The 11,996-nt window shown below is 63.6% G+C and carries 12 protein-coding genes; 7 read left to right on the forward strand and 5 right to left on the reverse strand.

All coding sequences use genetic code 11. The features are described from left to right. Positions 1 to 108 precede the first annotated feature (108 nt). Entirely contained in the window at positions 109 to 708 is a 600-nt protein-coding gene (locus tag Q5H92_RS05755; RefSeq protein ID WP_305010542.1) for a hypothetical protein, read from the forward strand. 148 nt (positions 709 to 856) lie between these two features. On the opposite strand, the gene Q5H92_RS05760 is transcribed toward Q5H92_RS05755, so the two are convergent. After that, positions 857 to 1,348, reverse strand: coding sequence for a hypothetical protein (locus Q5H92_RS05760; RefSeq protein ID WP_305010543.1), 492 nt, complete (start codon positions 1,346 to 1,348; stop codon positions 857 to 859). Continuing rightward, complete coding sequence (locus tag Q5H92_RS05765; RefSeq protein ID WP_305010544.1) at positions 1,349 to 1,594, reverse strand: hypothetical protein; 246 nt, start codon at positions 1,592 to 1,594, stop codon at positions 1,349 to 1,351. It lies immediately after the preceding gene. 501 nt (positions 1,595 to 2,095) lie between these two features. On the opposite strand from Q5H92_RS05765, the gene Q5H92_RS05770 reads away from it, so the two are divergent. From Q5H92_RS05770 to Q5H92_RS05780, 3 genes are all read left to right on the forward strand, one after another. Continuing rightward, positions 2,096 to 4,729 (forward strand): MGH1-like glycoside hydrolase domain-containing protein, encoded by a 2,634-nt coding sequence (locus tag Q5H92_RS05770; RefSeq protein ID WP_305010545.1) that lies wholly within the window; start codon positions 2,096 to 2,098, stop codon positions 4,727 to 4,729. A 269-nt stretch (positions 4,730 to 4,998) separates the two neighbouring features. Further along, positions 4,999 to 5,805, forward strand: a complete 807-nt coding sequence (locus Q5H92_RS05775) for a serine aminopeptidase domain-containing protein (protein ID WP_305010546.1) — start codon at positions 4,999 to 5,001, stop codon at positions 5,803 to 5,805. 125 nt (positions 5,806 to 5,930) lie between these two features. Further along, positions 5,931 to 6,533 carry a GrpB family protein gene (locus Q5H92_RS05780; RefSeq protein ID WP_305010547.1) on the forward strand — a complete coding sequence of 201 codons (603 nt, stop codon included), beginning with the start codon at positions 5,931 to 5,933 and terminating at the stop codon, positions 6,531 to 6,533. A gap of 34 nt (positions 6,534 to 6,567) precedes the next feature. Here the strand turns inward: Q5H92_RS05780 and Q5H92_RS05785 are convergent, their stop codons facing one another. Continuing rightward, positions 6,568 to 7,245 (reverse strand): TlpA family protein disulfide reductase, encoded by a 678-nt coding sequence (locus tag Q5H92_RS05785; RefSeq protein ID WP_305010548.1) that lies wholly within the window; start codon positions 7,243 to 7,245, stop codon positions 6,568 to 6,570. Between the two features lie 100 nt (positions 7,246 to 7,345). Continuing rightward, complete coding sequence (locus tag Q5H92_RS05790; protein ID WP_305010549.1) at positions 7,346 to 8,098, reverse strand: TPM domain-containing protein; 753 nt, start codon at positions 8,096 to 8,098, stop codon at positions 7,346 to 7,348. Positions 8,099 to 8,220: 122 nt separating this feature from the next. Between Q5H92_RS05790 and Q5H92_RS05795 the strand changes: the two genes are divergently transcribed. Further along, the gene (locus tag Q5H92_RS05795; protein ID WP_305010550.1) at positions 8,221 to 8,697 is read left to right on the forward strand and encodes a hypothetical protein; all 477 of its coding nucleotides are present in this window, start codon (positions 8,221 to 8,223) and stop codon (positions 8,695 to 8,697) included. Positions 8,698 to 8,726: 29 nt separating this feature from the next. Here Q5H92_RS05795 and Q5H92_RS05800 read toward each other — a convergent pair whose 3' ends face one another. Further along, entirely contained in the window at positions 8,727 to 10,028 is a 1,302-nt protein-coding gene (locus Q5H92_RS05800; RefSeq protein WP_305010551.1) for a zinc dependent phospholipase C family protein, read from the reverse strand. Between the two features lie 168 nt (positions 10,029 to 10,196). Here Q5H92_RS05800 and Q5H92_RS05805 point away from each other — a divergent pair, with 168 nt between their 5' ends. Together Q5H92_RS05805 and Q5H92_RS05810 are read left to right on the forward strand one after the other, a co-directional pair. Continuing rightward, positions 10,197 to 10,964: a hypothetical protein gene (locus tag Q5H92_RS05805; protein ID WP_305010552.1), complete on the forward strand. Its 768-nt coding sequence runs from the start codon at positions 10,197 to 10,199 to the stop codon at positions 10,962 to 10,964. Between the two features lie 156 nt (positions 10,965 to 11,120). Beyond that, positions 11,121 to 11,954, forward strand: a complete 834-nt coding sequence (locus tag Q5H92_RS05810) for a phosphatase PAP2 family protein (RefSeq protein ID WP_305010553.1) — start codon at positions 11,121 to 11,123, stop codon at positions 11,952 to 11,954. Positions 11,955 to 11,996: the final 42 nt, after the last annotated feature.

The raw sequence follows: 11,996 nt of genomic DNA on the forward strand, positions 1-11,996 counted from the left end.
AAAGAAAAAAAGCGAGTCACTTTAGTAGAATGCAGGAGGGTAAATCCTTTTGCCTATCAGTCATTTATTTATTCATTGGTATGGCGAGCTAGTATTTCAAGTCAAGGATTGACAAAGTCCTTTCAAATAACTGATACATTACAAGAAGCGCTGAGGGAAGTGCTACATGCGGTTATTCCAGCTAGTGAAGGTTACCGTGGAGTGGTGTACGATAAAAAAAAATGGTTTACTGAACTTGAAGGACAGGCTGAAAAATTTGCCTATCCATTTGTCGTTGTATCGCCTGAAAATGTTTCGACAGAGACAACTGATGGATTCATTCTTTTTTATCCTCTTTTGTCAAACCCTTACAATATAATGATTGGTGATAGCCTGATTTACTTTGGTACATCTTCAAAAAACCATGAGGATTGGTTTGGACTACTTGAAAGAGTAAATAGAAAAGAATTCTATAACGTTAATGCGAACCCAACTAGAATTACACTTGTACCCGATGACCTTTGGCTAAAGACAAGGAAAAAGTTAATTAATGAAGTTGTTCAAGGAAGGAAGAATGAGTTTTTGAAAAGCTTTTCCCTTTGGTGCATTGATAAACACGGTGCATTGCCAAAAGGGTGGAAAAAACTTGGCCTTATCGCATATGCAAAGCATGTAGAGGAATCAATGAGTAAGGGTGAAGAGGTTCAGAATGAAGATTCAATAGATTAGATACGTTAAACTAGAATCGCATTAGCATAAGGCATTGATATTTGTCCTACCGCTCTAGACACAAGTTTAACATTCTATCTTAGATAAATAAAAACGGCCCCGCTGCAAACCGCAGCGGGGCCGTCCCTTTTCCATCCCAACCGAAACCCTACACCCCCTCCGCCCCGCCGCCGTGCTCTTGCCGCATGCGCTTGAGCAGCGTGGCCAGCGTGTACGTTTTGGCTTTTTTCGGATTGGTTTCCTTGTACATCAGCGCGCCGGTGCCCAGCACATCCGTGATGTATTCCCAGAGGTCGTTGCCGGCCGCGATGTTCTCGTCGGTGAGTTCGAGGGTGGCGTTCTGGTCGGTGTTCTGGGAGGTGTTGAAGGTGCTGAGCTGCTGTTGCGCGTCGGCGAAGGCTTTCGTGTCGGCCGCGGTGTGGCCCTGGGCCGCGAGGGCCTGCTGGTTGGCGGGGGTGGCGAGTAGTTTCAGTAGGTAGCCCAGGGCGCCGTCGAGGCCTTCCATGTCCTTGGTCGTGATTTCGCTGCGCACCTTGCTCAGCCCAAAATTCTCCACGGCCACCGTGAGGCCGCCTTTTCTGGCGGCCCGGTTCAGGCGGATGTTCAGCCAGTTCAGCGGGTCGCGCAGGCTTTTGGCCACCTAGCCCATCGTTTTGGTGGTTTCCTTGGCCGTGGCGCGCCGCGCCCCCGAGGGCACCAGCTTGCTGAAAGCGGCCCGCCGGGCCTGCCAGTCCTGCAGGTAGTCCGGGGCGGCGTAGTCAGGCGAAGCCTTGCCGAAGTCCGGTTGGTCGGTTTTGAACATGGCCTGCACCATGTCGTCGAGGGGCCCGAGCTCTTCGAGGCGGGTCCGGAACTGCCGGGTTGTTTGGGGGGTAGTTGTTGCCATTATTCCACTGAGTGTTAGCGGCCGGGCCACCGTAGCCTGGCCGCGCCAAATGTAACAAAAGCCCGACACTGCGCAAGCCCGCCGCCTCCGCCCGCCGCCCGGGCCCCGCAAATCCGCGCACGGGGGCCGCAAAACCGCTCACGGGCCCCGCGAATCCGCGCCCGGACCCCGCAAACCCGTTCCGGGATGCCGCAAATCGGGCCATTGGGCCCGCAAATCCGTCCGTGGGCCCCGCAAATCCGTTCGTGGACCCCGCAAACCCATTTATGGGCCCCGCAAACCCGCTCGTGGGCCCCGTTTGGGCCCAAACACCCCGCGCAGGCCCATGTAGGCCGCGTGGGCCGTAGCGCGAACTTTGTAGTTCGCGTGGCAGAACGATACCCGAACGTTGCGAATGGCGCGGGGCACGCGAACTACAAAGTTCGCGCTACGGCCCTCCCGGCCGACCTTTGCCCCCAGTCTCTGCGTAAGCGTGCGCTCAGGCCCGCCCCAATCCCCCACATGCAAGAACAAACCCGCCTCGCCGAAGCCCGCACCAAAAATGCCCCCTGGAAGCAGTTCGGCCCCTACCTCACCGAGCGCCAGTGGGGCACCGTGCGCGAAGACTACTCGGCCCACGGCGACGCCTGGAACTACATCAGCCACGACATGGCCCGCGCCTACGCCTACCGCTGGGGCGAGGAAGGCCTCGGCGGCATCTCCGACGACCAGCAGCGCCTCTGCTTCGCCGTCGGCCTCTGGAACGGCCGCGACAACCAGCTCAAGGAGCGCCTCTTCGGCCTCACCAACCCCGAAGGCAACCACGGCGAAGACGTGAAGGAGCAGTACTACTACCTCGACAGCACCCCCACGCACTCCTACATGCGGATGCTGTACAAGTACCCGCAGGCCGCCTTCCCCTACGACGAGCTGCGCGCCCAAAACGCCCAGCGCACCCGCCTGGAGCCCGAATTTGAGCTAATAGATACCGGCATCTTCGCCGAAAGCCGCTACTTCGACGTCTTCATCGAATACGCCAAGGCCGGCCCGCAGGACCTGCTCATCCAGCTCACCATCCACAACCGCGGCCCCGAAGCCGCGCCGCTCACGGTGCTGCCGCAGCTCTGGTTCCGCAACACCTGGACGCTGGGCTACGACGACCACCGCCCCGACATCCGCCGCGCCGGCCCCGCCGGCCTCGTCGCCGAGCACCGCGACCTGGGCGCCTACCAGCTCTACTGCGACCAGCCCGCCGAGCTGCTGTTTTGCGAAAACGAAACCAGCCCCACCGTCTTCGGCAAGAAGCGCAAGAAGAAAAACAAGGCCGGCCGCTACTTCAAAGACGGCATCAACGAATACGTGGTGAACGGCCAGGCCACCGCCGTGAACCCCCAGGAGCACGGCACCAAGGCCGCCGCCCGCTACCAGCTCACCATCGAGCCCGGCCAGCCCCAAACCGTGCGCCTGCGCCTGAGCCAGCCCGCGCACGACACGCCGTTTGCCGATTTCGACCCACTTTTTCAGGCCCGCCGGCAGGACGCCGACGAGTTCTACGCCTGCATTCAGGAAGGCCTCGCCAGCGCCGACGCCCGCAACGTGCAGCGCCAGGCCTTCGCCGGCATGCTCTGGAGCAAGCAGTACTATTACTACGACGTCAACCAGTGGCTCGACGGCGACCCCGGCCGCCCCGTGCCGCCGGCCAAGCGCCTCACCGGCCGCAACCACACCTGGCGCCACCTCCACAACGCCGACATCATTTCCATGCCCGACAAGTGGGAATACCCCTGGTACGCGGCCTGGGACCTGGCCTTCCACTGCCTGCCCCTGGCCATGGTGGACAGCACCTTCGCCAAGCACCAGCTGCGCCTGCTATGCCAGGACGGCTACCTGCACCCCAACGGCCAGATGCCCGCCTACGAGTGGCATTTCAGCGACGTGAACGCGCCCGTGCACGCCTGGGCCACCTGGCGCGTGTACCAGATGGACCGCAAGCTGCACGGCCAGCCCGACACCGAATTTCTCGAAGCCGTGTTCCAGAAGCTGGTCATGACCTTCACCTGGTGGGTGAACCGCAAGGACCGCGACGAGCGCAACATCTTCGAAGGCGGCTTTCTGGGCATGGACAACATCGGCGTGTTCGACCGCTCGGCCCCGCTGCCCACCGGCGGCAAAATCGAGCAGTCCGACGGCACCTCCTGGATGGCCATGTTCGCCCTCAACCTCATGCGCATGGCCCTGGAGCTGGCCCAGACCCGGCCCGTGTACCAGGAAATGGCCACCAAGTTCTTCGAGCACTTCCTGCACATCGCCGAGGCCATGACGCGCGGCGGCGGCGGCAAATTCAACCTCTGGGACGAGCAAGACCAGTTCTACTACGATGTCCTCCACGCCCCCGACGACACCCGCACCCGCCTGCGCATCCGCAGCATGGTGGGCCTGATTCCGCTCTTCGCCGTCGAAGTCATTGATGACGAGTTGCTGGCCACCGTGCCCGAGTTCTACGCCCGCGCCCTGGCCCTCATCCAGCGCCGCCCGCTGCTGGCCGAGCTGGTGAGCCGCTGGCAGGAGCCCGGCCACAGCACCCGCCACCTCATGGGCCTGATGCGCCGCAGCCGCCTGCGCCACGTCCTCACCCGCATGCTCGACGAAACCGAATTCCTCTCCGACTACGGCATCCGCTCCCTCTCGCGCTACCACTTCGATAACCCGTACTGGTACCACCTGGGCGAGAAGGACAGCTTCTCGGTGGGCTACGTGGCGGGCGAGGCCGAGTCTGATATGTTCGGCGGCAACTCCAACTGGCGCGGCCCCGTGTGGTTCCCAGTCAACTACCTAATCATTGAGTCGTTGCAGCGCTTCCACAGCTACTACGGAGACGGCTTCACCATCGAGTACCCCACCGGCTCGGGCCAGCAGCACACCCTGGCCCAGGTGGCCGATGCCCTCTCGGCCCGCCTCGCCCGCCTGTTTCTCAAGGACGAAAACGGCCGCCGCCCCGCCCACGGCACCACCGAAATCCACCAGACCGACGAGCATTTCCGCGACCACCTGCTCTTCCACGAGTACTTCCACGGCGACGACGGCCACGGCCTCGGCGCCAGCCACCAAACCGGCTGGACCGGCCTGGTAGTGCGCCTGCTGCAAAAACCCCAGTAGCGCATGTAGCGCGAACTTTCAGTTCGCGTCCCCGCGCCGTTCCAACGATTACGAATGGCGCGGGGACGCGAACTGAAAGTTCGCGCTACTGCTTCTCGCCGCAATGCCAGCAGAATTCGGCATCGGACAGACTCAAAGGCTACTTTTTCGCTCCATTCTTGCCGGCAACGATTGCGGGGCTGCCCGCCTTCGTTGCCGCTTCCTTAAATTGCCGGGCCCAACCGGCGACTAGCCAGCGGCGGGCCCTTGTTTCGTACGTTTTCTGCTGCATGCCCCCAACGTTTTTTTCTGGCGCCATCCGGCCTTTTTTCGTGGGCCTTGCCCTGCTGGCCGGCGGCTGTATGAGTGGCAGCCCGACCGCCCAGCAGTCAGCCGCCAGACGCATGGCCGCCCCCGTCCGCACCGACAGCCTGCTCAGCACCCGCCTCGAATTATTTGATGCCGCCCGCCAGCGGGCCGTGCCCGTGATGGTGTACGAGCCCGCCCACCCCGGCCCGCACCCGGCCCGGAAGGCCGCTATTTTCAGCCACGGCTACGGCGGCAACTGTACCGGCTACACGTTCCTGGCCCGCAACTTGGTTGCCCACGGCTACCTGGTGGCCAGCATTCAACAGGAGCTGCCCACCGATGCGCCCATGCCCACCACGGGCGTTATCAGCCTGGTGCGCCGGCCCATGTGGGAGCGGGGCGCGCAAAACATTGAGTTTGTTCGCCAGGAGTTGAGCCAGCGCTACCCCAAAATTGATTTCAAACACCTGCTGCTGGCCGGCCATTCCAACGGCGGCGACGTGTCGATGCTCTACGTGGCCGAACACCCCGGCCAGGTCGACCGCGTCATTTCGCTCGACAACCGGCGGGTGCCGTTCCCTAGGGCGCGCCGGCCGCGGGTGCTGTCGCTGCGCTCCAGCGACCAGGTGGCCGACCCTGGCGTGCTGCCCACCCCAGCCGAGCAGCAGCAATACGGAACCGTCATCGTGCCCTTGCCGCACACCATCCATAATGACATGTGGGACGGCGGCACCGAGGCCCAGAAGGCCGAAATGAACGAGGCCGTATCACGCTTCCTGGCTAATTGAGTGGCGACAGAACGCCCGGGCCGGAACTTTCGGCCGCGCGCCGCGACTTCTACAACCGTTAATTTGCCTGGACGGATGACTGTTTTTTAGCAGTTATTAATAAATTTGAAGATTAACATAAACAAATGATTTCCGCGCAGGAATTCCAGAAATCGAGGCCGGTGGTGCTGATGCCGTATCAGGCCACCTGGGCCACGGAGTACGCCGAAATAGCCCGGCGCATTCGGGCGGCGGCGGGGCCTGCCCTGGAGCGCATCGACCACATCGGCTCCACGGCCGTGCCCGACCTGGCCGCCAAGGATGTTATTGACATTCAGATAACCGTGGCCACGCTCGACGACGTGGCGGAGCTCACGCATCCGCTTTGGCAGGCCGGCTTCCGGCAGGGCGCTTTCGAGTATGACCTCTACCACGGCCTGCCCGAGCAGTCGCCGGAGCTGCGCAAGCTCTACCTGCGCGAGCCCCTAGGCGGGCGCCGTACCCACATTCACGTGCGGGAGGCGGGGCGGTTCAATGCCCGGTTTGCGCTGCTGTTTCGCGATTACCTGCGCGCCAATGCCCCGGCCCGCGCGGAGTACGAACTGCTGAAAACCCGCGCCGCCACGGTGTTTCCCGAAAGCATCGACGGCTACCTCTTTCTGAAGGAGCCGGTTTTCCACCTCATCTACCAGGCCGCCGAGCTCTGGGCGGGCAAAGTGCGCTGGAAACCGGCGCCGGAAGCCCGTTGAGTGCCGGTAAAGCGTGCGGGGCCACCGCGCGCCCTCACAGCGCCCGCCCGATGGCCTCGCGCAGCCGGGCCGTGTTGTCAGAATATTCCTGGTCGTAGACGAAATTTCCCTGGCGGTCGATGACGGTGGTGGTGGTGTAGCCCAGCACGCCAAATTGCCGGGCGGTTTCGCTGGCCTCGGGCAGCACCGCGAAGCCGAAGTCGCCGCGCGTGGCCAGAAACTTGCGGAGCGCCTCGGGCTTGTCGCGCGCCAGCGATACGAATACTACGTTCGGGTTGTCGCGGTAGCCGGCGGTGAGCTGCTTGAAGTTCGGCATTTCCTCGATGCAGTACGGGCAGCGGATGAACCAGAAATTCACCACCACCACCTTGCCCCGCAAATCGGCCAGCGCCACCGGCTGGCCCGTGCGCACGTCCACGCCGCTGAAGGCGGGCGCGGGCGTGCCGAAGGCGCGCGCCGGGCTCAGGGCTTGGGTGCGCACGGCGTCGGGCGTGTCGGCTTTGCGCAGCGAGATGGAGGTGAAGGCGCGGCCCTGGGCCTGGTAGTCGTACACGGCAAACTGGCCGGTGCGCAGCTTGCCCATGAATGCATCTTTGGAAATAACGTGGCCGTCCACGTCCTTGAACACGGTGGCTTTGGTGACTTTGGGCCGCTGGGCGGCGGCAGGAAGAGTGGTCAGCAGCAAGGCCGCCCAGAGGTAGGTACGCATCATGAGGGGCAAATTGGGAAGAAAAGGGTAAATCAGCAGCACGCCACCCCGAGGCAAAACGCCGACGAGAAGCCGAACAATATAAGCCTGCCAAAAAACAAGCTTACCAGCGCCCGCTGCTGCCCCCACCCCCGAAACTGCCGCCGCCAAAGCTGCTACTTGACGACGACCCGCCGCCCGACGAGCTGCTCAGGGTGGAGCGCGGGCCCGAGCCCGTGCTACGCCCCGACAATCCCACCTTGAAAAACATGATGTACATCACCCCCAGCCCTAGAGGGACCAGCGTCAGCAATATTACCCACACCCACCACGGCTGCTCCGACCACGGGGCCGGGTGCGGCGTCATGGGCGAAAACTCGCCCGCCGCCCGGTGAATAATCACGTCGATGCCGTGGTCGAGCCCTTCGTAGTAGCGCTTCAACCGGAAATCGGGCTGGAACTGCTGCTGAATAATCTGGGACGTCACATAGTCTGGCACCCGCGCCTCCATGCCGTAGCCCGTCTGAATGGTCACGCTCCGCTCCTCAATGGCAGCCAAGATGACGATGCCGTTGTCGCGGCCTTTCTGGCCCACGCCCCAGGCCTGGCCCAACTGCTGGGCATACTCGGCCACCTCGTAGGGGGCCACCTTTTTCAGTAGCACCACGGCAATCTGGGTGGTGGTCGAGTCGTTATAAGCCTGCAGCTTTTGCTCCAGGGCCAAGCGTTGCTCCACAGTGAGCACCCCGGCTAAATCGTTGACGAAGCGCGCCGGCTCGGGGCGCGGGGGCAGGGCCGAAGGCGGCACGGTGGCGTGCGCACCAGCAGCAAAGAGCAGCAGCAAGAAGCTGAATAGCCAGCGGGAAAGCCTGTGCATAAGCGCCGTGTAGCAGGAGACTGCTGACTTGTACGCACCCGCAAGTGAGTGGTTGGGCAGGCATTTGCGACGGGCGGCGCCACCGGCGCGGCATTTGGCGGCGGGGCCCGTACTTGCGCCGCATGAGCAAGGTTTACTTTCTGGTGCCGGTGGCCATTATCGGCGGCATCGGCGGCATCGGCGGCTTCGTGGCATTCTGGTGCCTGGTGGTGAAAATGCTGTCGCTGGTGGGCTGGCAGCGGCTGGCGCAGTACCGGCTGCCGCGCCCGCTGGGCTGGCCCACCCGCACCATTGGCCGAGCCACGGTGGGCGGCATCAGCTACAAAAACGTGCTTTCGGCCGGTGCCCAGGCCGAAGGGCTCACGCTTGAAGTATTATTCCTGTTTCGGGTGGGCCACCCGCCCTTGCTCATTCCGTGGGCAGCCATTGGGCCGGTGCGCACCGAAAAATTCCTCTGGACCACCACCTACGCCACCGAAATTAGCACCAGCGGCGGCGGTACCGTGCGCTTCACCTTCAGCCGCGACCAGCTGGCCCGTGACATCGAAGCCTGGCGCCAAACCGCCGGCCCGCCCCCCGCCGGCCTCACCCGCTACTAACGCCCTAGCGGGGCTACGACCCGATTGGACTAATACTGCTTGGGCGGTTTGGGGGGCTTGGGCATGGTCCGGAGCGCGGTCAGGGCCTCCTCGGTTTTGCGCCGGGATTTGCGGGCCTCGCGGGCGTTGTCGTCGTCGCGGTCGGTTTCGCGGTCGGGCACGGGCACGCCGTTGGCGAAGTAGTCGAGGAGGGAATTGCGCAGGGCTGGCGTGAGATGCTTGAACTTGTGCTTGTGCAGCCTGAGCAACAGCTCGTCGTAGGTGCGGTCGGCCAGTACGTAGTCGGTGGGGTGGGTGGGCTGGCCGGTGTCGAGGTTGGTATCGGCCAGCTTCAGGGTGCGGGTGGTATCGGCGGGCTGGCCGTGGGTGAGCGTGCAAAACTGCGCCACCGACGCCTGGTAGCTGCGGTGGAACTGCAGGGCGCCCGGCACGTCGGGCAGGGTGAAGGCGTAAGGCTTGAGCGGCCCGATTTTGGGTAGCACGCTGAGCACGCCCGCCATCAGGCGCGCCCCGAAGCCGGGCCGCTCGTAGTCGTGCCCGAACTCGCGGCGGTACAGCCGGCGGTTGAAATGGTAGAGCGAGTCGCCGCGCCGGGCGCGGGGGCTCAGCTCCCGGATTTCGTCGTGCTTGTGGTGCCAGGCGGCCCGCGCCGCCGCCGGCAGCAGCTGGTTCACGGCGAAGCGGAACATGGCCACGCTGGCGTCCACGCTCAGAAAAATCTGCTTCATCTCGATGCCGTAAGTTTGGCGGAAGGCCCGCTCCATCACCGGCTTGCTCACCCGGAAACCGATGGACTTGTGGTACTCCTGGCTGCGGTAGCGCCCGGCCGCCACCTGCACCACGTCGAAGGAAAACTCCATCTCGGTGTGCCGCACCCGCGACTGCTCATACGTCACCACCGGCCCGAATTTCGCCTTCAAATCGGGGTACACCATCGGAATAATAACGTTGGTGCCCTCGGGGTGGCCGGTGTTGTCGGCGGCGTAGTGGGCCAGCGCGCCCAGGGCAAAGGCGTACTCGTTGCGGTTGCGCGCCTGGCGCAGCAGGTTGCGCACGAAATCGCCGGAGCGCACGTAGTGCGTGAGGTTGGTGAAGAGCGTGGAGCCCAGCGGGTAATAGCCCATGTCCTGCAAAATGGCCCCGCCGTAGGCGTAGCTTTTGGCCCGGTTCATTTCCTTGAGGGTGCCGCCGGGGTAGTGGGATTCAAGCAGCGGGGCAATGCAGTCGGCCCAGGTGGTATCGACGATGGCCTGGTGGGTGAGCACCGAGTAGGCCGCGGCCGGCGCCACCGGCGCGGCCAGCAGGAAAAACAACAGCAGGCGAAACAACATGAAAAAGCGGGCGCTAAGCAAAAAGTAACCTCGGCAACGTGGAAAGGGGCAGGGGCGTTGTCGCGGAGGCGGCCGCTTGATTAAAAAGCCGCCTGTCACAATAATCTACCGGCAGCCGGCCGTTGTGCGCCCAAGCCGGAGCCTGTCGCAGCCGGCACCTTTATTCGTATGAAAATCAATGCACTGGCCGCGCTCCTGCTGGCCGGCTTGCGGGGCTGCTTTGCCCAAACCGCCGCTCCCGACAGCGCCGCTCAAAGTCCCCGACCCGCTGCCGCTTCCATCACTTATTCCGGGCCCGCCTACCGGGCCACGCTGCGCCGCTTCACGGCCCGCCGCCTGCGGCTGGCGGCCCGCTACCGGCAGGCAACCACCCGCGCCGCCCGCACCGCCCGCCTCGCCGAGGCGCGCCAGCTGCTGCTCACCGCCCTCGACAGCACCGTGTTTCCGGCCTGGGAGGGCACGCCGTGGGCATTCTACGGCACCACCTGGGAACCCCGGCGCGGCAGCATCGCCTGCGGCTACTTCGTGACCACCTCGCTGCACGATGCCGGCCTGCGCCTGCAGCGTACCGTGCTGGCCAAGCAAACGTCGGAGTGCATCATCAAAAACCTGACCTCGGAAGCCCACATCACCCGCTACTGGGGCGTGGACCGGGCCGGATTTGTGCGGCAGGTGCGGGCATTGGGGCCGGGGCTCTACGTGCTGGGCCTCGATTACCACGTGGCTTTCCTGCGGGTGCGCGACGGCGGGGCCGTGCAAATGGTGCATTCGTCGTACGTGGGCCCCGGCACGGTGGTGCGCGAGGCGGCCGAAAGCAGCGCGGCCATCTTCTCGAAATACCGCGTGGTGGGCAAGGTATCGGACGACGACGCCTTCCTCCGCCGCTGGCTGCTGGGCGAGGCCCTGGCCGTGCACGGCGCCACCGTGAAGGAGTAAGCAAAGCGGCACAGGGAGCCAGCATAAGCCCCAATCCGCTGAGTCTGAAACCGCTTTCATCCCCAGGAAATGCCCGAAGAAGCACCCCCTGACCGCCAAAACTAACCTCAAGCACAAAACGCACGTTTGAGCCTCATTTAAAATTCAGTCTATTAAATGAAGACTCTACTCTCGCTGGCGCTGTCCGGCACCTTGCTGCTCGGTTCGGGCCCGGCCGCTGTGGCTCAGACCAAGGCCACCTCGCCCTACCACACCCGCTTCGCCGTCGATGGCCCCATTGTGCTGGGCTTGGGCGCCGTGAGCGCCTTCGGCCTCTACCGCGTGCAGCAAAAAAGCGGCCGTACCGACGCCGAACTGGCCGCCCTGCGCAAGGAAGACGTGCTGGCCATCGACCGGTTTTCGGCGGGCTGGTACAGCGAAAACTACCAGCTGGCCGGCGACCTGCTGTGCTACCCCACGCTCGTGATTGCCCCCGGCCTGCTGGCCCTCAACGACAACGTGCGCGGCCGCTACGGCCAGGTGCTGGGCCTCTACCTGCAAACCATGCTGGCCACCGACGCCCTATTTACCTCCACCGTGGGCAACGTGTACCGCAACCGGCCCTACCTCTACGGGCCCGAAGGCGGCGGAGGCCGCTCGGGCGCCATTGCCACCAACTCGTTTTTTGCCGGCCACACGGCCCACACGGCCACGGCTACTTTCTTCGCCGCCAAGGTATTGCACGATTTCAACCCCGGCTACGAAGGCGAAGGCCTGGTATGGGGCGCCGCGGCCGTGGTGCCGGCCGCCGTGGCCTACACGCGCATCAAGGCTGGCAAGCACTTCCTCACCGACAACATTGTGGGCTACGCGGTGGGCACCACGATGGGCATTGTGGTGCCGCAGCTGCACAAGGAAGCCGGCCGGGCCGGTGTGTCGCTCATGCCCCTGCAAGGCGTGAATGTGAACGGCTACGCCTACAGCGGCTTCTCGCTGAGCAAGCAGTTGTAAGGCAGTCAGGTAAGCCGCATTGCTGAGCAGGTTGCTGCGAGC

Source organism: Hymenobacter mellowenesis (assembly GCF_030581005.1).
Classification (GTDB): Bacteria; Bacteroidota; Bacteroidia; order Cytophagales; family Hymenobacteraceae; genus Hymenobacter; species Hymenobacter mellowenesis.